General features: G+C 71.5%; 22 protein-coding genes. 8 read left to right on the top strand and 14 right to left on the bottom strand.

Annotated features, from left to right (window positions below):
* Window positions 1–18: 18 nt before the first annotated feature.
* From AS97_RS30340 to AS97_RS30330, 3 genes are all read right to left on the bottom strand, one after another.
* A complete protein-coding gene (locus AS97_RS30340) occupies window positions 19–501 on the bottom strand; it encodes a hypothetical protein (protein ID WP_059147721.1) in 483 nt (160 codons plus the stop codon).
* 90 nt (window positions 502–591) lie between these two features.
* Window positions 592–987 (bottom strand): DUF427 domain-containing protein, encoded by a 396-nt coding sequence (locus AS97_RS30335; protein WP_059147722.1) that lies wholly within the window; start codon window positions 985–987, stop codon window positions 592–594.
* Between the two features lie 307 nt (window positions 988–1,294).
* Window positions 1,295–1,864, bottom strand: a complete 570-nt coding sequence (locus tag AS97_RS30330; RefSeq protein ID WP_247204532.1) for a MarR family winged helix-turn-helix transcriptional regulator — start codon at window positions 1,862–1,864, stop codon at window positions 1,295–1,297.
* A gap of 128 nt (window positions 1,865–1,992) precedes the next feature.
* Between AS97_RS30330 and AS97_RS30325 the strand changes: the two genes are divergently transcribed.
* Window positions 1,993–4,431: an MFS transporter gene (locus AS97_RS30325; protein ID WP_210565994.1), complete on the top strand. Its 2,439-nt coding sequence runs from the start codon at window positions 1,993–1,995 to the stop codon at window positions 4,429–4,431.
* 187 nt (window positions 4,432–4,618) lie between these two features.
* Here the strand turns inward: AS97_RS30325 and AS97_RS30320 are convergent, their stop codons facing one another.
* The 4 genes from AS97_RS30320 to AS97_RS30305 form a co-directional block, all read right to left on the bottom strand.
* Window positions 4,619–4,855 carry a hypothetical protein gene (locus AS97_RS30320; protein WP_014054887.1) on the bottom strand — a complete coding sequence of 79 codons (237 nt, stop codon included), beginning with the start codon at window positions 4,853–4,855 and terminating at the stop codon, window positions 4,619–4,621.
* 42 nt (window positions 4,856–4,897) lie between these two features.
* A complete protein-coding gene (locus AS97_RS30315) occupies window positions 4,898–6,175 on the bottom strand; it encodes an MFS transporter (RefSeq protein WP_210565993.1) in 1,278 nt (425 codons plus the stop codon).
* 273 nt (window positions 6,176–6,448) lie between these two features.
* On the bottom strand, window positions 6,449–6,961 hold the full coding sequence (locus AS97_RS30310; RefSeq protein WP_059147725.1) for a GNAT family N-acetyltransferase: 513 nt from the start codon (window positions 6,959–6,961) through the stop codon (window positions 6,449–6,451).
* Window positions 6,962–7,194: 233 nt separating this feature from the next.
* A complete protein-coding gene (locus AS97_RS30305; protein WP_059147726.1) occupies window positions 7,195–8,310 on the bottom strand; it encodes a ferritin-like domain-containing protein in 1,116 nt (371 codons plus the stop codon).
* A 192-nt stretch (window positions 8,311–8,502) separates the two neighbouring features.
* On the opposite strand from AS97_RS30305, the gene AS97_RS30300 reads away from it, so the two are divergent.
* The 4 genes from AS97_RS30300 to AS97_RS30285 all read left to right on the top strand — a co-directional run bounded on the left by AS97_RS30300 (window position 8,503) and on the right by AS97_RS30285 (window position 12,164).
* Window positions 8,503–9,432 carry a diiron oxygenase gene (locus tag AS97_RS30300; protein ID WP_059147727.1) on the top strand — a complete coding sequence of 310 codons (930 nt, stop codon included), beginning with the start codon at window positions 8,503–8,505 and terminating at the stop codon, window positions 9,430–9,432.
* A 193-nt stretch (window positions 9,433–9,625) separates the two neighbouring features.
* The gene (locus tag AS97_RS30295; protein ID WP_247204531.1) at window positions 9,626–10,453 is read left to right on the top strand and encodes a TetR/AcrR family transcriptional regulator; all 828 of its coding nucleotides are present in this window, start codon (window positions 9,626–9,628) and stop codon (window positions 10,451–10,453) included.
* Window positions 10,454–10,561: 108 nt separating this feature from the next.
* Window positions 10,562–10,828 (top strand): hypothetical protein, encoded by a 267-nt coding sequence (locus AS97_RS30290; protein WP_125756614.1) that lies wholly within the window; start codon window positions 10,562–10,564, stop codon window positions 10,826–10,828.
* Window positions 10,829–10,955: 127 nt separating this feature from the next.
* The gene (locus tag AS97_RS30285) at window positions 10,956–12,164 is read left to right on the top strand and encodes a C40 family peptidase (RefSeq protein ID WP_059147729.1); all 1,209 of its coding nucleotides are present in this window, start codon (window positions 10,956–10,958) and stop codon (window positions 12,162–12,164) included.
* A gap of 20 nt (window positions 12,165–12,184) precedes the next feature.
* Here AS97_RS30285 and AS97_RS30280 read toward each other — a convergent pair whose 3' ends face one another.
* The 5 genes from AS97_RS30280 to AS97_RS30260 form a co-directional block, all read right to left on the bottom strand.
* Window positions 12,185–13,561 (bottom strand): styrene monooxygenase/indole monooxygenase family protein, encoded by a 1,377-nt coding sequence (locus tag AS97_RS30280; protein WP_210565992.1) that lies wholly within the window; start codon window positions 13,559–13,561, stop codon window positions 12,185–12,187.
* Between the two features lie 77 nt (window positions 13,562–13,638).
* Entirely contained in the window at window positions 13,639–14,250 is a 612-nt protein-coding gene (locus AS97_RS30275) for an ATP/GTP-binding protein (RefSeq protein WP_086711342.1), read from the bottom strand.
* A 34-nt stretch (window positions 14,251–14,284) separates the two neighbouring features.
* On the bottom strand, window positions 14,285–14,677 hold the full coding sequence (locus AS97_RS30270; protein WP_059147731.1) for a DUF742 domain-containing protein: 393 nt from the start codon (window positions 14,675–14,677) through the stop codon (window positions 14,285–14,287).
* Complete coding sequence (locus AS97_RS30265) at window positions 14,674–15,159, bottom strand: roadblock/LC7 domain-containing protein (protein WP_086711338.1); 486 nt, start codon at window positions 15,157–15,159, stop codon at window positions 14,674–14,676. The genes AS97_RS30270 and AS97_RS30265 overlap by 4 nt, the downstream gene beginning before the upstream one ends.
* Window positions 15,156–18,365, bottom strand: a complete 3,210-nt coding sequence (locus tag AS97_RS30260) for a nitrate- and nitrite sensing domain-containing protein (RefSeq protein WP_210565991.1) — start codon at window positions 18,363–18,365, stop codon at window positions 15,156–15,158. The genes AS97_RS30265 and AS97_RS30260 overlap by 4 nt, the downstream gene beginning before the upstream one ends.
* Before the next feature lie 388 nt (window positions 18,366–18,753).
* Between AS97_RS30260 and AS97_RS30255 the strand changes: the two genes are divergently transcribed.
* Entirely contained in the window at window positions 18,754–19,524 is a 771-nt protein-coding gene (locus AS97_RS30255) for a protein phosphatase 2C domain-containing protein (protein WP_210565990.1), read from the top strand.
* A 128-nt stretch (window positions 19,525–19,652) separates the two neighbouring features.
* Here the strand turns inward: AS97_RS30255 and AS97_RS30250 are convergent, their stop codons facing one another.
* Window positions 19,653–20,222: a MarR family transcriptional regulator gene (locus AS97_RS30250; protein ID WP_079059754.1), complete on the bottom strand. Its 570-nt coding sequence runs from the start codon at window positions 20,220–20,222 to the stop codon at window positions 19,653–19,655.
* A gap of 209 nt (window positions 20,223–20,431) precedes the next feature.
* On the opposite strand from AS97_RS30250, the gene AS97_RS30245 reads away from it, so the two are divergent.
* Together AS97_RS30245 and AS97_RS30240 are read left to right on the top strand one after the other, a co-directional pair.
* Window positions 20,432–21,280, top strand: a complete 849-nt coding sequence (locus AS97_RS30245; RefSeq protein ID WP_059147735.1) for a lysozyme — start codon at window positions 20,432–20,434, stop codon at window positions 21,278–21,280.
* A gap of 113 nt (window positions 21,281–21,393) precedes the next feature.
* Complete coding sequence (locus AS97_RS30240; RefSeq protein WP_059147811.1) at window positions 21,394–21,972, top strand: TetR/AcrR family transcriptional regulator; 579 nt, start codon at window positions 21,394–21,396, stop codon at window positions 21,970–21,972.
* Between the two features lie 169 nt (window positions 21,973–22,141).
* Here the strand turns inward: AS97_RS30240 and AS97_RS30235 are convergent, their stop codons facing one another.
* Window positions 22,142–22,720, bottom strand: a complete 579-nt coding sequence (locus AS97_RS30235; RefSeq protein WP_201724691.1) for an NAD(P)H-dependent oxidoreductase — start codon at window positions 22,718–22,720, stop codon at window positions 22,142–22,144.
* Window positions 22,721–22,762 lie beyond the last annotated feature (42 nt).

The following is a 22,762-nucleotide window of genomic DNA, read 5'->3' as shown; positions in this document are numbered from 1 at the left end:
GCCCCGGGCGGGTGCGCGTCAGGCCATGGGGCAGGGGAGGTCCGGGGCCCAGTGGTTCGGAGTGCACGTCACCAGGGCCAGGGAGAGGAATGAGGTGCGGCCCAGGTAGAAGCCGAAGGAGACGTCTGTGCCGTGGGTCAGGCGGTCGGCGGCCGTGGTGACCAGGCGGGCCAGGCGGGCGGTGTCGGCTTCCTGGTGGGAGAGGAAGCCGGGGGCGTGTTCGGTCAGTTCGCGGCCCAGCCAGGCCGCCGCGTCCTTGGGTTCTTCGAAGGTGGCGCGGATGAGGGCGGGGGACTTCAGGAGCCAGAGGGATGTTTCCAGTGGCGGGAGCTCCGAGTGGCGGAAGGTTTCCAGAAGGGTGCGGTAGCGCTCCTGGTCCTCGCGGTAGTACGCCTCCTCCTCCCCCGTGACGGGCGGGCGGGGACGGGCGGGTGGGCGGCGGAGGGACTCCCGGTCGAACAGCTCCTTCTCACCCAGCCACGAGTACGCGTGAATGTGCACGCGTCAGGGGTTCCCTCCGGGGAGTTCCCGGAAGGCCCCTGATGGGGTGATCCCTGCCGCGGCGGTTGTGCCGCCTTCGGCTTCGGGTCTCTACTCCGATATCTCGATCTTCGCGACCGCGTCGTAGAACGACAGATGGTCCTTGATCTCCGCCACCTTCTCGATCGGCTGCGGGTACGCCCACACCACGTCCGGCCGGGGCTCCACCTCGTCGCCTGCCGCGCCGCGGTAGGTCCAGTACGCGGCCTCACCCTTGAAGGGGCAGGTGGTGTGGGAGTCGGTCGGCTGGAAGAGGGTCAGGTCCACGTCCTCCGGGGGGAGGTAGTAGCGGACGGGGAGACCGGTCTCGTGGACGAGCAGGGGGCGGGTCGACTCCGCGACGACGCGGCCGTCGATCGTGACCGTGACGTGCTGGGAGCCGCGCTCCACGTCTACGCGGTGTCCGCCGGTGCCGGTGGTCTGCGGGTGGGAAGCGGGGGTGGTCATCTCTTCCTGGCCTCCTCGGTATGCGGTTCGGTTCCGGGTGGGTGGGACACCTTTTCGGGTGTCTCCCGGGTGGGGTGGCGCCTTCCGTGTCCGAGTGGCGCCTTCCGGTGCTTTCCGGGTGGCACCCTCCGTACTTTCCGGGTGGCGCCCTCCGTACTTTCCCGGTGGCGCCTTCGTGTTTTCCGGGTGGCGCCTTCCGGTGTCTCCCGGCTGCTGCCCGGTGTGACCGGCGTCATGTCCCCTGTCTGCGGCAACGTCCTCGGCGCCGCCGTCATTCCGGAGGCGTTACGCGTCATTCCGGAGGGCGTCACGCCTCGCCCGACTCGCGGGGCCAGGCCCGGCCCTCCTGGCGCTCCACCTCGCGGTTGAAGCGGGTGAGGACGTCCTCGAGGCGGGCCACCTCATCGGAGGGCCAGGACTCCAGCAGCCGGGACAGGTCGGTCTGCCGGCACGTCCGTTCCGCTGCCATGCGGTCGGCGCCCTGCGGGGTGATGCGGAGCTTGCGGGCCAGGCCGCCGGCGGGGTCCGGGATGCGTTCGACGAGGCCGGCCCGGAGCAGTGCGCCGGTCTGGCGGTTGACGGTCGAGACGTCGAGCTGGAACGCGTCGGCCAGCTGGCCGATGGACATCGCGCCCTCGGCATCGAGGCGGGAGAGGAGCAGATAACCGGAGCGGTCCAGGCGGGTGGGGACGGCACAGGGCTCGTCGGTGCAGCGATCCGGGTGGGGCTCCTTGAGGACCGCCGGGCCGGTGTTCGGCTGCGCCGGGGAGTCCTGGCCCTCCGTCGCCTGGCCCTTTCGTTCGCGAGGTGTCAGGACTGAACACCTGGCCACCAGCATGAGCTCGCGCTCCAGCCGCTCCAGCCGCCGATCCGGCACGATTCCTCCTCGCCTTCCCCGCGCCCCCCATTGGAAGTGTGCACGATACACGCCATGTGTAGGATGCACATCTCTCATCGTTCCACTTATCGCACATCTCTCGAAATCTCTTGGGAGGCGGCATTCGCATGCCCCAGTCAGCCCCACCTCGCGTCGCGGAACGTCTGAGCGCCGCGCCGTCCGGCACGCCGCTCCCGCGGGAGGTCGGCGGCGGCTTCGTGGCGGTGCTCGCGTTCTGCGGTATCGCCGTGTCCGTCATGCAGACGCTGGTCGTTCCGCTCGTCACCGAGCTGCCCCAGCTGCTGCACACCACCAGTTCCAACGCGTCCTGGGTGGTCACCGCCACCCTGCTCGCCGGCGCCGTCTCCACGCCGGTCATGGGCCGGCTCGGGGACATGTTCGGCAAGCGCCGGATGCTGATGGTCGCGTTGGCACTGATGGTCATCGGCTCGCTGACCTGCGCCGTCACCTCCGACCTGGTGGTGATGGTGATCGGCCGGGCCATCCAGGGCGGGGCCATGGGGGCCATTCCGCTCGGCATCAGCATCATGCGGGACGAGCTGCCGCCGCAGAAGCTGGGCTCGGCGATGGCTCTGATGAGCTCGTCGCTGGGCATCGGCGGTGCGCTGGGGCTGCCCGCCGCCGCGTTCGTGGCCCAGCACACCAGCTGGCATGTGCTGTTCTACGGGTCCGCGGGACTGGGCCTGATATCGATCGCCCTGGTGCTCTCCGTCATCCCGGAGTCCTCCGTCCGCACCCCCAGCCGCTTCGACGTCATCGGCGCGCTCGGGCTGACGGCCGGACTCGTCTGTCTGCTGCTGCCCATCACCAAGGGCGGTGACTGGGGTTGGACGAGCAGCACCACGCTCGGGCTGTTCGGCGCGGCCGTCGTGATCCTGCTGCTGTGGGGCGTCTTCGAGCTGCGCACCGCCGAGCCGCTGGTCGATCTGCGGACCACGGCGCGGCGTCAGGTGCTGCTGACCAACCTCACCTCGATCATGGTCGGCTTCTCGTTCTACGCGATGTCGCTGATCCTTCCGCAGCTGCTGCAGCTCCCGAAGGCCACCGGTTACGGGCTGGGCCAGTCGATGGTCATGGCGGGGCTCTACTTCGCCCCGATGGGCGTCGCGATGATGCTGGTCTCGCCGCTGTCCGCGCGGATCAACGCCGCGAAGGGGCCGAAGGTCTCGCTGGTCCTCGGGCTGATCGTGATCGGCGCGACGTATGGCGCGGGCCTGGTGATGATGGACTACATCTGGCAGATCGTGGTCCTGTCCACCGCGCTCGGCATCGGCATCGGCATCGCGTACTCGGCGATGCCCACGCTCATCGTCAGCGCCGTTCCGGCCGCCGAGACGGGGGCGGCGAACGGGCTCAACACCCTGATGCGGTCCATCGGCATGTCCACCTCCAGCGCGGTGGTGGGTGTGATCCTGGCGCATCAGACGACCGACTTCGGCGGGGTGCCGCTGCCGAGCAAGGACGGGTTCCAGACGTCGTTCCTGGTGGCGTGTGCGGCCTCGGTCGGCGGTCTGCTGATCGCCCTGTTCCTGCCCGCGCGGCAGCGCGCCGGGCTGGCGGGCTCGGCTCCCGTGGCGGCCTCGGCGCCCGCGACCACGACGGGCTCCGCCCCGGTGACCGACTCCGCGCCCGTGGCCGCCCCCGCGCTCGCGGGCGCCCCGGCTGCCGCAGCCACCTCGGCGGCCTCGGCTGCGACGGAGACCGCGACAGCGACCGCGGCAGACGCCGGGGATCTCGCCTACGCCGAGTACGCGGCGGAGGACGTGTCCGCCCTCACCGGCGGCGTCATCCACGGCCGGGTGCTCGGCCCCGGCGGCGGCCCGCTCGCCGACGCCGCCATCACCCTCATCGACACCGGCGGCCGTCAGCTCGGCCGTACGGTCACCGGCCGCGACGGCCGGTACCGCGTGCCCGCCCCGGACACCGCGAGCGTCGTCCTCATCGGCTCGGCCACCGGGTACCAGCCGCAGGCCGCCACGCTGCTGGTCACGGACCTGCCGGTGGTCTGCGATCTGCGGCTGTCCGGCGGGGGCGGACTGACCGGGTCCGTACGGGCCGTCGGCGGAGAGCCGCTGACCGGTGCGACCGCCACGGCCACCGGGCCCGAGGGCGAGGTGGCGGCGACGGCGACCGCCGACGAGAAGGGCGAGTTCGCGCTGCCGGAGCTGACCCCGGGGACGTACACGCTGACCGTGGCCGCCGCCGGCCACCGGCCGTACGCCACCCAGGTGGAGCTCACCCTCGGTGAGCCGGTGCGGGTGGACGCGGAGCTGCCGCCGGCGGCCCGGGTCCGGGGCACCGTACGGGACCGGGGCGGCCGGCCGCTCGGGGACACCCGGGTCTCGCTGCTGGACGCGTCCGGCGATGTGGTCGGCCAGGTCATCACCGGTGACGACGGGGCCTTCGGGTTCGAGGCGCTCACCGGCGATCACTACACGGTGGTGGCCAGCGGCTACGCCCCGGCCACCCGCCAGATCACGGTCGGCGGCGCGGCGGGCACCGAGCGGCGGGATGTGGACTTCCTGCTGGGTCACGGCGAGGAGTGAGACGGGCCGCTCCCGAGCCCGGAGCCTGGGAGCGGCCCCGTCCCCGAACCCGGAGCGTGCGGCGGCCCCGTCGTCTCACGCTCTCCGGGGCCGCCGCTGAAGGCCCTACAACGAGGGCAGGCCCGTCAGGCGAGGGCAGGCCCGTCGGGCCACCGGTAAGGAGCGGCGCCCGTGGCGCCGCTCCTTCTCATTCCTCCTCCTCGGGGAGGCTCTCCCACGCCTCGCCCTTCCGGTACAGCTCATAGCCCTCCTCGTCCGCGATGGACTCCGCCTGGGCACGGCTGCGCACGGAGATCTCATACGTGTGGCTGTCGACGGTCGCGTGGACGCCCGAGCCGTCGGTGACCGTCTCGATCGCATGCGTCTCGTAGATGACGCGTCCCGGCTCGCATTTGCTCCAGACCACATGCATGCTCACTGCCATCGGACCCACTCCCGCGCAGACGAGGCCCCTGGTTTCAGGGTCTCACCTGAGCGCCTGGTCCACATGGCTTGACGTGGCCCCATGGCCTGACGAGGCCCCCGTCCGGCTGGAAGCGGCGACGGTCCCCCGGCTGCCGAAGAGCGCCATGGTCGCCAGGGCGAGGACCACCAGCGCACCCCCGAACCACATCACACTGGGGACCGCGATCCCGTCCGCCGCCCGGCCGCCGAGCAGTCCGCCCAGCGCTATCGCCACGTTGAAGACCCCGACGAACAGCGCCGACGCCGCCTCCCGCGCGTCCGGCGCCGCGTGCAGCACCCAGGTCTGGCAGGTCACCGACACCCCGCCGTACGCCAGGCCCCACACCAGCAGCAGTGCGGCCGCCCCGGCCGTCGTGGCACCGGCGACCGGGATGAGCAGCTCGGCCGCCGCGAGCAGAGTGAAGATGACCATGAGGGTGCGGCGCGGATCGCGGTGGGCGGTGGTGCCGCACAGGAAGTTCCCGGCGATGCCCGCCACGCCGTACGCCAGCAGCAGGGTGCTGATCAGGCCCGTTCCGACCCCGGCGACGTCCTCGAGCACCGGGCGGAGGTAGGTGTACGCCCCGAAGTGGCCGGTGACCAGCAGCGAAGTGGTGATCAAGCCGGTCCGCAGCCGGACATCGCGGAACAGCCCCGGCACCTCGCACAGCCGGATCGTCCCGGCCGTGGGCAGCGGCGGCAGGGTGACCGCCATGGCGGCGGCCACGGCCAGCGACAGGGCGGCGAACGCGATCCGCCAGTGGACCAGATCGCCGATGAGCGTCCCGATCGGCACCCCGAGCACCGAGGCCACCGCGATACCGCTGAAGATCAACGTGGTGGCATGGCCCACGGACCGCTCGGGCACCAGCCGCACCGCGAGCCCGCCGGCGATCGACCACACCCCGCCGATGCTCACCCCGACCAGCACCCGGGCGAACAGCAGGACGGCGAAGCCGGGCGCGAGCGCGGACAGCAGATTGGCGACGGCCAGCAGCCCCATCAGACCGCACAGCACCAGCCGCCGGTCGAAGCGGCCGACGGTGACGGTGAGCAGCGGGGCGGCGAACGCGGCGACCAGACCGGGCACGGTCATGGCCAGACCCGCCGTACCGTCCGAGACGCCGAGCGCGGAGCCGATCGACGTCAGCAGGCCGACCGGCAGCATCTCGGTGGTGACCACCGAGAAGGTGCCGACCGCGACGGCGACGACGGCGGCCCAGGCCCTGAGTGGCGAACGCACCACCGGAGGTGACCCGGATGTGCCTGCCGGAGCGGTGAGTTCCGTGCTGGTGGACATGTCTTTAGCGAACAGCCGTGCCCCTGCGGGAACAACGCCGAAGTTCTCAGCCCCCCGGGCGCCGTGGTCCTCTGGGGTCCTCCCCGTGCCGGGCCCCGGCACGGGCCGGGTTCGCTGATCGGCTGAGCGCTCCCCGGGAAGTGCCGCGAGGTGCGGTCGTTCATCCGCGGCTGCGTCGTGGCCGGTCGCGCCCGAGCGGCGGAGCCGCACATCGACACAGCCCCGCGCCCCTTCCGGGCGCACCCGAACCGCACCGGACTTCAGCGAGGCCGCTTACCCCACATCCCGGCGCATGCACACCCGTGGCCAGCGGTCCAGCCCATGACCCGCCTCGCAGCGCCGGATCTCCCGGAGGCCAGGGGTCAGCTCGGCCTCGGCCAGGGTCCGGAAGCCGCACCGTGCGGCGTAGTACGGGGCGTTCCAGGCCACGTCGACGAAGGTGGTCAGGGTGAGCGCGGGGACGCCGTCGCCGGCGGCCCGCACCGCGATGTGGTCGATCAGGGCCCGTCCCACACCACGGCGGGCGCTGTCGGGGTGGACCGAGATCTGCTCGATATGGACGTTTCCGTCGACGGGGTCGGTGATCAGATACGCCATCGCCCGGTCGGCGTCGTCCACCGCGACCCAGGCCCGTCCGGCCCGCTGGTAGCGGCTCAGCTCCTCCAGGCTCAGGGGCTCGTCATCAGCGACTTCGTCCATCCCGATGTCCCGGAAGCAGAGTCCGGCGGCGCGCTCTATGTCCTGGAGGACGGGGAGTTCTTCACTGGTGCTCGTTCGAATCCGCACCCCACCATCATCCTCCGGAACGCCGGAACAAAGGTGTGCCCCCCACCGCCGTGGAGAGCACCCTTCGGCCGTTCCTTCATATGAAGACATATGAACGCCACCGGACCGGGGCCACCCCAATGACCTCGGCCTTCTCCGCTGGCGATGATCAAGAACCTACCAAGGACACTGGTCCGAGGGGAGGTTGAGGGGGTCACAAGGTTTCACATGGGCTCACGCGGCCCCATGTGGTCTCATGCCTCGGCCTCGGCCGCGCCCTCGGTGATCGCCTCCTCGACCTCGCCCGTGCGCGCCGCCTCCTCCGCCGCGAAGCGCCGTTGGTCCAGCCGCTCGGCGAGTTCCTCGTCCTGGCTCATCAGCAGGTCGAGGTTGCTGTCGCCCAGCTCCAGCACGCCCATGTCGACATACGCCCGCTGGAGCCGCTCGCCCCACAGCCCGATGTCCTTCACACAGGGGACGATCCGGCTGAACAGCAGCTTGCGGAACATATGCAGGAACGGCGACTGCTCGCAGTACTCCTCCGCCTCGGCCTTCGGGATGCCGAAGTTCTCCAGGACCTCCACCCCGCGCAGCCGGTCGCGCATCAGGTAGCAGCCCTCGATGACGAACTCCTCGCGCTCCCGCAGCTCCGCGTCGCTGAGCTGCCGGTAGTAGTCGCGCAGGGCCATCCGGCCGAAGGCGACATGGCGGGCCTCGTCCTGCATGACGTAGGCGAGGATCTGCTGGGGCAGCGGCTTGTCGGTGGTGTCGCGGATGAGGCCGAACGCGGCGAGCGCCAGGCCCTCGATGAGCACCTGCATGCCCAGATAGGCCATGTCCCAGCGGGAGTCGCGGAGGGTGTCGCCGAGGAGGGTCCGCAGATCGGCGTTGATGGGGTAGAACGTGCCGAGCTTGTCGTGCAGGAAGCGGCTGTAGAGCTCGGCGTGGCGCGCCTCGTCCATGGTCTGGGTGGCGGAGTAGAACTTCGCGTCGAGGTCGGGCGCGGCCTCGACGATCCGGGCCGCGCACACCATCGCGCCCTGTTCGCCGTGGAGGAACTGGCTGAACTGCCAGGCGGCGACGTGATGCCGCAGCTCGCCCTTGTCCCGCTCGGTCATCCGGTCCCAGTGGCGGGTGCCGTAGAGGGCGAGCGACTCATCGGGGGTGCCCAGGGGATCGTACGGATCCACCTCCAGGCCCCAGTCGATCCGCTTGACCGCGTCCCACTGCTTGTCCTTGCCCTTCTGGTAGAGGGCGAGCAGCCGGGCCCGGTGGTCGTCGTACTCCCAGTTGAATCGGGCGGCGCCACCGGCGGGCACCTGCCACAGGGGGTCCCCGGGATCCATCGCGTAGAGCTCTTGCGTCGACACCGACGCCTCCTTCGCCTCGCTCCCCCGTGAACGGATGCGTACTCGGCAGGCTCACATGACCGTTACTCGCCGGTCAATAAGACCTCTCCAAGGGATTGACGCCCTTGCTGACGCAGAGTCTCATAAGGGGTATCCACCGGTAACCCATCCCACCGGCGTTTGTCCGAAGCCACCAGTGAGGTGCCCTCAGCGATGACCACCACGACCGAACCGCCCGCGCTCCGGGACGCGCTCGGGCTGATCAAGGACCGCGAACGGGTCGCGGAGCGACTGCTCGAATCCTCCGCCAAGCACTCCTTCGACCCCGACACCGAACTCGACTGGGACGCGCCGTTCGAGCCCGGCAAGTGGTTCTGGCCACCGGAGCTGGTCTCGCTCTACGACACACCCATGTGGCGGCGGATGTCCGAGGACCAGCGGCAACTGCTGGCCCGGCACGAGGCGGCGGCGCTCGCCTCCCTGGGCATCTGGTTCGAGATCATCCTCATCCAGCTCATGACCCGGCACATCTACGACAAGCCCGCGACCAGCGCCCATGTGCGGTACGCGCTCACCGAGATCGCCGACGAATGCCGCCACTCCAAGATGTTCGCGCGGCTGATCACCAAGAGCGGCACCCCGGCCTATCCGGTCACCCGGCTCCACCACAACCTGGGCCGGATCTTCAAGGCGATCTCCACCACGCCCGGTTCCTTCACCGCGACCCTCCTCGGCGAGGAGATCCTGGACTGGATGCAGCGGCTGACCTTCCCCGACGAGCGCGTGCAGCCGCTGGTGCGCGGGGTGACCCGGATCCATGTGGTCGAGGAGGCGCGCCATGTGCGGTACGCACGCGAGGAGCTGCGCCGCCAGATGCTGCGGGCGCCGCGCTGGGAGGCGGAGCTGACCCGGATCGGTTCGGGCGAGTTCTCCCGGATCTTCTCGCAGGCGTTCATCAACCCCAAGGTCTATTCGGACGTGGGGCTCGACCGGCGCGCGGCCGTCGCTCAAGTGCAGGCCAGCGCCCATCGCCGTGAGGTGATGCGCAGCGGCGCCGGCAAGCTGACCGAATTCCTCGACGACGTCGGGGTGATGCGGGGTGTGGGCCGCCGACTGTGGAAGAGCTCGGGGTTGCTGGCCTAGGGGCGGGCCCGAGGGACCGCTGGGCCTGGACCCGAGGGGATACCGGCCCGGGGCCCACGAGGGCATCGGGCCGGAACCGACGAGGGCAACGGCCCAGGACCGGAGGGGGCATCGGCCCAGGGCCGGAGGGGGCATCGGCCCAGGACCGAAGGGGGCATCCGCTTCGTCACCCCGGCCGGTTACGCTGCCAGGCATGACGACAGGCAGCGGCACCGCTTCGGCGCCCCCGGAGGCGACACCCCCGGCGGAGGCGAGCGCCGCCGTGCGCCCGGCGGCGGAATCCCCGGCCGCCGCCCGTCCGCCGGCCGCCCGGCGGGGGAGCTACCGCAGGCTGAGCGTCGAGGCCCGGCGGGCCGAACTCCTCACCGCCGCGCTCGGCCTCTTCGCCCATCGCGCGCCCGAGGACGTGTCGCTGGACGATGTGGCCTTGGCCGCCGGTGCCTCCCGTCCACTGGTCTACCGCTACTTCCCGGGCGGCAAGCAGCAGTTGTACGAGGCGGCGCTGCGCAGCGCCGCCGATGAGCTGGAGCGGTGCTTCGAGGAGCCCAGGAGCGGTCCGCTCAGCGGCCGGCTGAGCCGGGTGCTGGACCGCTATCTGGCCTTCGTGGACGAGCACGACGCGGGGTTCAGCGCGCTGTTGCAGAGCGGCAGCGTGGTCGAGACCTCGCGGACGAACGCGATCGTGGACGAGGTGCGGCGGGCGGCGGCCGAGGAGATTCTGCGCCATCTGGCGGTCAAGGGGCCCGGTGCGCGGCTGCGGATGATGGTGCGCACCTGGATCACGGCCGTCGAGGCGGCCTCGTTGATCTGGCTGGACGAGGAGAAGCAGCCACCGGTGGAGGAGCTGCGCGACTGGCTGGTGGACCAGTTCGTGGCGATGCTGACCGCCACCGCGACCACCGATCCGCAGGCGGCCCGGGTGATGCGGGCCGCGCTCATCATGGAGCCCGCCGAGGGCCCGGTCGGGCGGCTGGCCCGCCGTGTCGTACCCGCGCTGGGCGAGGCGTCGCATCTGCTGTGACGGGCGCGGTCAGTGACGGGTGCGATCGGTGACGGGTGCGATCGGTGACTGCTGTGGTGGGCGCGGGCGGCGACCGCCGGGCGCGGGCGATGCTGTGAGACTGGTGCGGTGAGAAGCGAGGAGACGCCCTTTGTGGGCGGGCCGCTGGACGGCCGGGTGCTGCCGGTGCTGGTCGGCCTCACCGGCCAGCCGCCGAAGACCTACGAGGTGCCGGTGGAGAACGAGGCGGGCGAACCACCGACGGTGCATGTCTACCGCAGGGTTCCGGCCGCCACGTCCAAGCGGCTGGGCCTGGTCCGGGGCTGGGCCTATGAGTACGACCCGGAGGGAAAACCGGGTGGCGGGCTGAAGTGGCCGTGGTCCAAGCCGAGCTGACGGCCCGCCGGACGGGTGACCATATTCGCCCGACTCGCCCACAATTCTCCTGAAGATACGAACGTCATGCCACGATCCTGCTGAGCTGGACGCCGAACAGAGGCGTCAGTGAGCCGGAGGTGATCACGTGTCAGGAAGGATCGTGGGCTCGGTCTGCGCGGCGACGATCACGGCGACCGCCGCGCTGGTGCCCGCCGTTCCGGCGGCCACGGCGTCGGCCGCCCCCTCCCGCCCCGCCGACCGGTCCGTGTCCGAGCTGCTGACGCAGCTCAAGACGCTGTACCGGAAGGCCGAGGAGGCGACGGAGACGTACAACGCGACCGAGGAGAAGCTGCGCGAGCAGCGCACCAGAACCAGGGAGCTCACGGCCGAGCTCGTGCACGCCCGTACGGAGCTCGCCGACAGCCACGACGACGCGGGACGGCTGGCCCGTCAGCAGTACCAGGGCCACAGCACGCTCTCCTCCTACGCCTTTCTGCTGACCCTGCTCACCCCCCATCCCGACAGCGCCACCGACGAGGCGCGTGAGCTGGAGCGGGCGGCCGGCCGCGAGGCCACCCTGGTGCGGCGGCTGACCAGGGGCGAGCGGCGCGCCGACACCATCGCCACCCGGGCACGGACCGCGCTGGACAAACAGCTCTCCCTGACGGCGAAGCGGAAGAAACAGCGGGACAAGGTGGAGAAACAGCTGCGCTCCATCGAGAAGCTGCTCGCCGCGCTGAGCGCCCGCCAGATCGCCCAGGTGGCGCAGCGCGAACACGAGGAGACCACGAAGGCACAGCGCGAACTGCTCGACTCCGGGGCGCTCGGCCCCGCGAAAAGCGCCTCGCCGCCCGCCCCCACCCCAGGCGGTGGCACCCGCACCACCCCGGCCCCCGGACCCGGCCCGGCCACCCCCTCCCCGGCCGCCACCGTCACCGCGCCCCGCCCCCGCCCGGCCCCCGGCCGCCCCGGAACGGCGACCTCGGAGGCCGGGAAGCGGGCGCTCGCCTACGCGCTGAACCAGATCGGCAAGCCGTACGTCTGGGGCGCCGAGGGGCCGAACTCCTTCGACTGCTCGGGGCTGACCTCCTCCGCCTGGGCGCATGCCGGGCAGCTCATTCCGCGCACCAGCCAGGAGCAGTGGCGCCGGCTGCCGCGGGTGCCGCTCAACAAGCTGCGTCCCGGCGATCTGGTGATCTACTACAAGGGCGCGAGCCATGTGGCGATGTACGCGGGCAACGGCCAGGTGGTCCAGGCGCCGCGCCCCGGCCAGCGGGTGAAGCTCTCCCCGCTCGCCTCCAATCCGCTGCACGGCGCGGTGCGCCCGGGTCCGGTCACCGTGGCCAAGCGCTGAGCGTCCCGGCGACGCCGGTGTCAGCCGACGTACCGAATGGCCCCGGCCTCGGCCCCCGCCCGGTCGTCGGCCCCAGCCTCCTCGCAGACCTCGGCCGCCTCACAGACCTCAGCCTCGGCTTCGGCCTCCGCGGCCTCGGCCTCGGCCTCTTTCCTGACCGCGTCCAGATAGGCGGCCGTCCTCTCCGGCTCGTAGAAGAAGTTCTCGAAGTCGGAGGGGTCGTCGAAGCCGTTGGCGATGCGGTGGGCGACGGCGGGGAAGGCGGCCCCCGCCCCGAGAAGGTTCACGATGTGCTCCGGCGGCGGGCCCAGCATGGCGTTGGTCCACTTGGTGACATGCCGCGCGGTCTCCCAGTAGCGGTCGAAGGTCGTCCGCATCCACTCCTCGTCGAACGGCCGGTCGCCGTGCTCGACGATGCTCTCCAGATAGGCCGCCGCGCATTTGGCCGCGGAGTTGGAGCCCTGCCCGGTGATCGGGTCGTTGGCCACCACGACATCGGCGACGCCCAGGACCAGCCCGCCGCCCGGCAGCCGCCCGACCGGGTTGCGCACGGTCGGGGCGTACCCGCCGGACAGCGTGCCGCCCGCGTCCGTCAGCTCGACCTTGGTGGCACGCGCGTACTCCCAGGGCGTGAACCGCTCCATCAGCTCCAGGACGCACGCCAGATGCTCCGAGGGGTCGGTGATGCCCTGGAAGACGTCGGCCGGACCGCCCGGGACGGCCTCCCAGAAGAGGATGTCGGCGCGGCCGGTGGTGGTGAGCGCGGGCATCACGAAGAGCTCGCCGACACCGGGGACGAGATTGCAGCGCACCGCCTCGAGACCGGGGTGCTCGGGGCGCGGGCCGAGGCCATGCACATAGGCGACCGCGAGGGCGCGCCGCGGGGTGTCGTACGGGGAGCGGGCGGCGTCCCGGCCGAAGAGCGAGACCAGTTCGCCCTTGCCCGCGGCCACCAGCGCCAGGTCGTACTTCCTGTCGAGAACGTCCAGGTCGGAGACGGCGGCGCCGTGGATGACCACTTGGCCGCCGCGCTGCTCGAACGTCTCCATCCAGCCGGCCATCTTGATCCGCTGGTCGACGGACTGGGCGTGGCCGTCCAGCCGGCCGACCCAGTCGATGACCCGCGGGTGGGCCCGGCCCTCGGAAGCCGGCGGCCCGGCGACGGAGACCCCGAGGCCCTCGACCCGCGGCGCCCGCTCCTCCCAGAAGTTGAGCTCCAGATCGCGCTCATGGCCCAGCGCGGTGTGGTACATGCACTGGGTGGACATCACCCGTCCGCCGCGGATCTCATCGGACGTCCGGTTGGACATCAGCGTGATCTCGTAGCCCTTGGACTGCAGGCCGAGAGCGAGTTGGAGGCCGGACTGACCGGCACCCACGATGAGTATCTTCCGCATGGCTGTCGACTCTCCCTCAAGCTCGGGCCGGTAAAGGGAATGGAGCAGTCCATCCCGCGGGCGGAGCTGAGGTTACGTCACTCGGGTGAGGCGTCAACGGCGTGTCTCACCAGCGCCAGCAGCGCGTCCACGACCGCGATCCGGCGCCGGGCGTCCATCATCACCACCGGCACCGTGGGCGCCACGGAGAGCGCGTCGCGCACGTCCGCGGGCTCGTAGAGCGGGGTCCCCTCGAAGTGGTTGACCGCCACCACATACGGCAGACCGAGGCTCTCGAAGTAGTCCAGCGCCGGGAAGCTCTCGTCCAGGCGCCGGGTGTCGACCATCACCACCGCGCCGATGGCCCCGCGCATCAGGTCGTCCCACATGAACCAGAAGCGCTGCTGGCCGGGGGTGCCGAAGAGATACAGGACCAGATCGTTCTCCAGCGTGATCCGGCCGAAGTCCATGGCGACGGTGGTGGTCAGCTTCTCCGGCGTCGCCTCGAGGTCGTCCACGCTCTCGCTGGCCTGCGTCATCAGCGCTTCGGTCTGCAGCGGAGTGATCTCCGAAACCGCGCCGACGAAGGTCGTCTTGCCGACCCCGAACCCTCCCGCTATCACGATCTTGGTGGCGATCGGCGCGCGGGAGCGGTCCGTCTGCCACCTCTGGAGCACCTCCTCGGCCCCGGGTATCCCGGCCCCGGGTATCTCCGACGTCGCCGGCGGGGTCGCCGTGATCGTCTCAGAGCCTGCGAAGTCCACTGAGCACCCTTTCGAGCAACGCGCGGTCCGGCTGGCCGGGACCCCGCCCGGTGCCGTAGACGCGGATCTTTCCCTGGTCGGCCAGGTCGCTGAGCAGGACGCGCACCACCCCGAGTGGGATCTTGAGCATCGCGGAGACCTCCGCGACGGAGCGCATCCTGTCGCACAGTTCGATGATCGCCCGGATCTCCGGCATCATCCGGGCGTTCAACCCACTGGGGGCCAGGTCGAGCTGTCCGTCCGGAGACTCCAGCGACGCCACGAAGGTCTCCACCAGCAGCACATGGCCGGAGCGGGTGCGACCGCCGGTGAGTGAGTACGGACGTACGCGAGCGGGTTTACGGGCGGGCCGGCTGGACCCGGCGGCCGTCACTGTGCGTGCTCCAGCGACCTGCGTAGTTCATTGCGGAGTTCGGGGGTGAGCACATGTCCGGCCCGGCCCACGAACAGTGCCATGTGATAGGCGACGACGGTCATATCGCAGTCGGGCGTGGCATGCACCCCGAGCAGCGAACCGTCACTGATCGACATGACGAACAGACTGCCCTCGTCCATCGCCACCATCGTCTGCTTGACGCTGCCGCCGTCCATCAGCTTCGCCGCGCCGAGCGTGAGGCTGCCGACTCCCGAGACAATCGTCGCGAGATCCGCACTGGAACCCTTGGGGCCGTCCTGTGCTGCCGGATCGGACGACGTGGCATGGTGCCGTGTGTCGGAGGAGAGCAGCATCAGCCCGTCGGTCGAGACGACCACAACCGAGCGGACGCCCGGCACCTCCTCCACCAGGTTCGACAGCAACCAGTGCAGATTACGGGCCTCGCGACTCAACCCGTACGTACTACTGGGCGCATTCACCCGCGTGCCTCCTCAACCGTGCCACCCTCGTTCTGCGCCCCCGTTTGTCCTGCTGTTCCCCGTTGCCGCCGCGCGGGCTCGCCACGGGCGGCGACCTCGGCGGCGGCGTCCCGGCGTCCGTCGCGGGCGCCGCGCTGGAAGCCACCGAGGCGGCGCCGCAACTCTTCCGCGTTCACCGAGCCGGTCCGCTCCTGTGGATCGGGCTCCCGGAGCGCCACGTTCCGCGGTGTGCGTTTGGGAAGCCCCTTGTCGGTGCGCGCCGCTTGGTCCTCCGGGCGGGCATGCTGGTCGGGGCCGATGGCGTACGGATCGACGGGGGCCGACTCACCGCCCGCCGCCGGGCCGTCGGCCGCCGGGCCGCCGGCCGCCGGGCCGCCGGCCGCCGGGCCGCCGGCCGCCGGGCCCCAGGCGTCCGCGCCCACCGGCCGGATGCCGTGGCGGCCGAACCGCCGGTCGAAGTCCTCGTAGTCGTAGTCGTCGCCGTCGCCGTGGCGGTCCGCACCGTCCGCACGATCCTCGCGGCCATCACGACCCTCGCGGTCGCCGTGGTCCTGATGGCTCTCGCGGCGCATGCGATGGAGGGTCAGCTCCATCGTCCGCTCCACGGCCGGCACCTCCGGCTCCTCGGCCGGGGCGGCCGGGGCCGTCTGGGGTGCCGTTGCCGCCTGAGGTGCCGGGGCCGGGGCGTCCGCGCCCTGCCGTGCGCCGTCCTCTCCTTCGGACCGGGCCGACTTGGGGACGCGCTTGGGCAGGGTGGGCAGCGCACCGCCGTTCTCCGGGCTCGGGTGGCCGCGCGGCGGGGTGGGCTCCATGGGGTAGTCACGGCCCGCGTCCGCGGTCTGCCCCCACTGCTCGGCGGGGACCGTCCAGGAGGCGGCCGGCTCCGAGTCCGAGGCCGCCTCGACGGGCGTCGGCTCCGCGTCGAGCGCGGGCTCGGGCTCCGGCTCGACGGCCTGGGGCGCCGCAGCCGGCTCCGCGGGCGGCGCGACCGGCTCGGCCGACAGCTCGGCACCGACGGCCGCCGCGGCGCTCGCGCTCGGCACACCCTCCTGGTCCCGGGCGACCGAACGGGTCTGCCCGGGAAGCGTGTTGGAGTTCGCCTCGGCCTCGGAGCCCGGGAAGCCCAGGAAGGACGACGGTCCGGTGCCGCCGAACGTCGCGCCCACGCTCACCGGCGGGGCGGGCGGCAGCCCGGCGCCGGGCGGACCGGCCGGGAGGATCTTCGTCGGGAGGACGACCACGGCGGCCACCCCGCCCGGCTGCTGCTCGCGCAGCTGCACCCGGATGCCGTGGCGCGCGGCGAGCCGGGTCACCACATACAGACCGAGGCCCAGCGGGTCCTCCGGCTGGGGGCCCTGGCAGTACTCCGGCACCGGGTCGGCGAGCCGGGTGTTCAGCTCCAGGAAGCGCTCGGGCGTCATGCCGATGCCCTCGTCCTGGACGGAGAGCATGACCTCGCCGGATTCCAGGAGCCAGCCGGAGATCTGGACCGCCGCGTCCGGCGGAGAAAACGATGTCGCGTTCTCCAGGAGCTCGGCGATCAGGTGGCTGACGCTGTCCGCGGCGAACCCGGCGACCTGGGCATGCGGCGGCAGCGCCTGGATCTGCACCCGGTCGTACCGCTCGACCTCGCTGATCGAGGCGCGCAGCACATCCAGCAGCGGCACCGGCCCCGGATGGGTGGCCTTCTGCTCGGAGCCCGCGATGACCAGGAGGTTCTCGCCGTAGCGGCGTATCCCGGTGGCCAGGTGGTCGAGCTGGAAGAGCGTCTCGAGGCGGTCGGGGTCCTGCTCCCGCTCCTCCAGGGACTCGATGATGGCGAGCTGGCGCTCGATCAGGCCCAGCGAGCGCAGCGCGAGGCCCACGAAGCTGCCGTGGACCCGGGCCCGCAGCCCCTCCAGCCGGGTGGCGACCGCGTCCCGCTCGGCGCGCAGCCCGTCCCGCTCATCGGCCATCCGCTGCCGCTCGCCGACGAGCCGGGTGCGCTCGGTCTCCAGCTCGGCGACCCGCTCGTACGCCCGCGCGGCCTTGGCGTGGAGTTCGTTGACGGCCCGTACGGCGTCCGCGTACTCGTCGTCGCGGCCCTTGAAGGCGACCGGCTCCTCGCCCGCCGGATCGGCCGCGACCCGCCGGGCGCCGAGCCGCAGCGCGGCCAGCGGCCTGGTCATCGAGCGGGCGCTCTGCACCCCGGCGCCGAGGGCGACCAGCAGGGCGGCGCCGACGATGCCGATGCGCAGCTCGAGGTCGGTGACCTCGTCGTCCCGCAACCGGGCGAGCTGGGCGGCCTCGGAGGAGGCCAGCGAGGACTGTGCGCCGCGCATCCGGTCGATCCGGGTGTCCAGGCCGGCCTCGACGCGGTCCTCGTCGAGGAAGAAGTCATTGCCCGCGAAGCGGTTCTGGTCGGTGAGCCGGGCGAGATAGCGCTCGGCCTCGGTGACTTCGGTGCCGTTGACGGTGCGGTCGTAGGCGTCGCGCATGGTGCCCGGGGCGAGCTGTTCGAAGTCGGCCAGCGCGGACTGCTCGCGGAGGTTGGTCCGCTGGGCGGCGGAGACCAGCGTGGGCTGGCCGCCGCCCGCGTCGAGCGCGGCCAGCAGCAGCCCGCGGGTGGCGGACGCCTCCTCCACCGCGCGGCCGAGGGGGGCCAGCGCGGCGGTGGCGCCGGACTCGGCGTCGGCCGGGAGGCGGCGGGCGAGGGTGTCGGTGATCCCGTTCAGCGCCTGGACGGTCCGGGTGTACGAGGTGAAGACGTCGAGGGCCGAGCCCTTGCCGGTCAGCGCCTGCTGCCGCACTTCGGGAAGGGCGTCGAGGAGCCGCCGGACCGACGCCGGGACCTGCCCCCGCACCTCGCGGACGCGGCGGTCGACCCGGGCCCGCATCTCCTCGGAGACCCCGCGGCCGGAGGCGGTGGTGCGCCCGTCGGCGACGTACCGCGTCATGGCGTCGCGCTCGTCGGCGAGGGCGTGGGCGAGGGTCACCGCGCCGCGGTTGGTCTCGGCGAGGTCGACGAGCCGCTGGGCGTCGGTGGTGTCATCGAGGGCGAGCAGGACTGCGGGAGTCCCGGCCCCGAGGACGGCGACGGAGACGAGGGCGACCGACGTGGTCAGCCGACGACGGACGCGTGCGGTGTGCCGTCGCGGCGTCGCCTCGTCCTGGCCTGGCTCGCTTACCGCATCGCGTGTGGTGCCCCGAAGCCGCTTCTTCCGCACCGGTGCTCACAATCCATTCTCGCCCGACCGCTCTGTGGACCAGAGGTGACGACGGATCAACAATTGTGTTTCCCCACCTCTGGTAGGGATTCCGACCCTTTCAGGACGGGTCTGGGGCGGGCACGCATCACCCGCCCGGCCACCCGAACGAGTGAACCGCATTGGGTAGTTGACCATCAACTTTGACGCGCGGCCATACCCTCCCGCCACCTTACGCGGATTGGTAAAGACCTCACCGCCCTGACAAGATGCCCACCCGCAGCTTCCCAGAAGTGTCAATCCCTCTCCAATCAGGCAGCCGGGAAACCGGCGAGGGTTTTGGTACGGACCAACACCGCCCAGCTCACCACGGCGGCGGTGATCAACGGCGGTCCGGCAGACTGAGGGAATGCGCATCGAACTCGCGACCGCCCCCGGTGATCAGCAATATCCCAACGAGGACTACGCATCGGTTGCCCTTCCGGCCTCCGGGAGCGGCGGCGCGCTGGTGGTTCTGGACGGGGTGACCCCGCCGGCCGGCGACGACGGATGCGTACACAGCGTGAGCTGGTTCACCGCACGGCTCGGCGGATCGCTGCTCGAACTGTCCGGTTCGCGACGGGATATGCCCCTGACACAGTGCCTCTCGGAGTCGATCACCCGAACCGCCGCGTCGCATAGTTCAATGTGTGACCTTTCTCACCTCCTCACTCCGCAGGCAACTGTCGTGGCGGCGCGCTGGGACACCGAGCGGATCGAGTATCTGGTGCTCTCCGACTCGGTGTTGCTCGTCGAGCGGGCCCACGGCGGAGTGACTCCGGTACTGGACGACCGCATCGACCGGCTGCGGGCCGAGGGCCGGCAGCTCGCCCCGCTGCGCAACGCGGAGGGCGGCTTCTTCACCGCCGCCGCCGACCCCACGGTCTCCGGCAAGGCGGTCACCGGGGAGTTCCCGCGCGGCGAGGTACGGGCGCTGGCGGCGCTCACCGACGGGGCGACCCGCTGGGTGGAGCGGTTCGGCGAGGGCGACTGGGCCGAGTGCTTCGCACTGCTGCGCAAGGAGGGCCCGCAGGCGTTGATCGACCGCGTACGGGCGGCCGAGCACGCCGATCCGGACAGTACGGCGTTTCCGCGGGGCAAGACCCACGACGACGCGGCCGTGGTCTTCGTGGAGCCCTGACCGGCGGGGGCGGCCCCCTTCCGGGGCGGGACAACGCGGCTGCCCTGCCTCCGGGGCGGAGTAGCGCGGTTGCCACATCCGCGTCGCCGGATGTGCGGGGGTCGCCGATCCTGGCGTGTATGAGCGCCTTACTCCTGCGCCGCCCGCGCCGCTGGACCGGACTCCCCGGCCTCCCGCTCCGCACGCGCCGCCTGACCGGGGTCCTCGGCCTCCTGCTCCGCGTTCAACCGGTGCAGCAGTCTGGCGAGTTCGGCGACCTCGTTGCGCTCCCACGCGGCGAGGCGGCGGGCGTACCGCGCCCGCCGGGCGACCCGTACGGCGCGGAAGCGGCTGCGGCCCTCCTCGGTCAACTCCATCAGGAAGGCCCGGCCGTCCGCCGGATCGGGCGTCCGCGTCACCAGGCCGAGCCCCTCCAGCGCGCGGAGCTGGCGGCTCATGGTGGCCTTTCCGACGCCCACGAAGCCCGCGAGGTCGGTGGCGCGCTGCGGACCCGCGTCCTCCAGCCGCATCAGCAGCCCATAGGCGGCGGATTCGAGTTCCGGGTGGACCTCCCGGGCCAATTCCCCCGAGGCGGCACGGGCTCTGCGGAGGAAAACCGCCAATTCGCGCTCCAGAGCCAGGAATGCATGGTCCACACCAATGCCGCCCACGGTGCCACCCGCACCCTGCTCGGGTGGCAATGCCCCGTTGTTGTGCACGTCAGAGCCCTCTCCGGGTTTTCACTTCGTGAAAGTTTCTACCACGCGCTGTGGTTACCGCAGCTCCACCAGTATTTCGCAGGATTAGACCAACGGCATCACACCCTCCCCCTTCCGTCGGCCTATCTACGCCCGTAGCGTCAGCCCTGACATGGTCATACCAATCTGACGTCCCTCTCTCCCCCCACCGAGGCTTCGGAGGCAACGCCATGCTCGTGCACAGACCTGGTTCGGTCCGACGCGCCCTCAGCGCGCTGATCGGAATCCTCGCCGCTCTCCTCGCCATGACCATCGCACTGCCCGGTGCGGCGTTCGCCGCCCAGGGCCAGGACGACACGGCCATCCCCCACCCCGAAAACGACTGGGCGGGTTCACAGATACTCAAGCACGAGGGCGGATCCACGGCCGGCGAGGCGCCCACGGGGCTGCTCGCCACCGTCGAGGGCGTGGACGTCAGCAGCCACCAGGGCAATGTCAACTGGTCGACGCTGTGGAGCAGCGGGGTCCGGTTCGCCTATGTCAAGGCGACCGAGGGCACGAGCTACACCAACCCGTACTTCGCCCAGCAGTACAACGGCTCGTTCAACGTCGGCATGATCCGCGGCGCGTACCACTTCGCCCTGCCGAACAATTCGAGCGGCGCCGCCCAGGCCGACTACTTCGTGGACCACGGCGGCGGCTGGTCCAAGGACGGCAAGACGCTGCCGGGCGCGCTCGACATGGAGTACAACCCCTACGGCGCGACCTGCTACGGGCTGAGCGCCAGCGCGATGGTCAACTGGATCAAGTCCTTCAACAGCACCTACAAGGCGCGCACCGGCCGCGACCCGGTGATCTACACCTCCACGAGCTGGTGGAAGAGCTGCACGGGCAACTCCGCCGCCTTCGGTGGCGTCAACCCCCTGTGGATCCCGCGCTACGGCTCGTCCGTCGGCGAGCTTCCGGCGGGCTGGGGCTTCCACACCATCTGGCAGTACACCTCGTCCGGCCCGACGGTCGGCGACCACAACAAGTTCAACGGCGCCATGGACCGGCTGCAGGCGCTCGCCAACGGCTGAGCCCGCGCCTCCTCACCCCCACACCCGGCGCGTCCGCCCTCCGGTGTACGGACAGGTCTGTCTGTACGCTGGAGGGCGCCGGTCGTCCCACGGCCAAGTCAAGGAGCATGATCATGAGCACCGCCCGCCCCTCCGCCCATGAGCGGATCCTGTCCACCGCCACCGCGCTGTTCAACGCCCATGGGGTGCGCGGCGTCGGGGTGGACCGGATCATCGCCGAGTCGGGCGTGGCGAAGGCGACGCTCTACTCCCACTTCCGCACCAAGGACGATCTGGTCCTGGCCTATCTCCACAGGTCGGACCAGCACTGGCGGGGGGCGCTGCGGCAGGCCGCCGAGGCGGCCGGCGCCGATCCCCGGGACCGTCTCGTCGGAGTCTTCGACGCGCTGATCGCGACGACCAAGCGGGACGGTTTCCGCGGCTGCGCGTTCACCAGGACCGCGGGCGAGACCGAGCCGGGCACCGCCCCGCACGCCACGACGGCCGAGCACAAGCGCGCCGTACGGGCCTGGCTGACCGAGCTGGCCCGGGAGGCCGGGGCCGCCGACCCCGAGCGGCTCGGCCTGCAGATCTCCGTGCTCGTGGACGGGACGATGGCGGCGGCCACGCTGGAGCCGCGGCCGGAGTGCGCGGAGGCGGCCCAGGACGCGGCGCGGGCGCTGGTCGCGGAGGCGTGTCCGGCGCGGGTGTAGCCCTTGTACGCGGCGTCCGGCTCCCGTACGTGTCGCGAAGGGGCGGGTCGGCGGGGTATTGGCCGAGGCGCGGCGGGTCCGGCTCCCGTACGTGCGCGAAGGGCCCGGCCGCATCCATGAGGTGCGGCCGGGCCCTTCGCCGTGTCGCGCGGCTCGGGCGTGACGCGGCTCAGACGGCGGTCAGCTCGCGCTCCCGGATCACGCCGGAGGCCAGCAGGTCGCGATAGCGGTCCTGGTAGGCGGCGAGCTCGGCGTCGTCGAGCGTATGGGTGCCGTGCACGATGAGCGGCTCCTCGTAGCGCATCCCGGTGATGTGCGCGGTGGCGTCGAAGGTCTTGAGCAGCTCGACGACCGGGAAGCGGTGGAACCCGGCCGGCCGGTACTGCTCCTCGGCGGAGCCCGTCGAGGTGGCGATGAGCAGCGACTTGCCGTGCAGCGAGGTACCGCCGGTGCCGTAGGCGAAGCCGCGCAGGAACACCTCGTCCAGCCACTTCTTCAGCAGCGGCGGCGCCGAATACCAGTAGAAGGGGAACTGCAGCACGATCCGGTCGTGCTCCAGGAGCAGCCGCTGCTCGCGCTCGACATCGATCCGCAGATCGGGATATTCGGCGTAGAGGTCATGGAAGGTGACCCCGTCCACCGGCCGGGCCGCCTCGGCGAGCGCGGCGTTGACGCGGGACGTGGCGAGGTTGGGGTGGGCGAGGACGAGCAGGGTGCGCGGCACGGATCCCTCCGGGACGACAGGCATGAACAGACAGGTCTGCCTGCTTCCTTGTCGAAGCTACCAGAC

The sequence above is a fragment of the Streptomyces sp. AgN23 genome, assembly GCF_001598115.1.
GTDB lineage: Bacteria > Actinomycetota > Actinomycetes > Streptomycetales > Streptomycetaceae > Streptomyces > Streptomyces antimycoticus.
The sequence above is the reverse complement of the archived record's forward strand: the minus strand, read 5'-3'. Positions and strand labels throughout refer to the sequence as shown.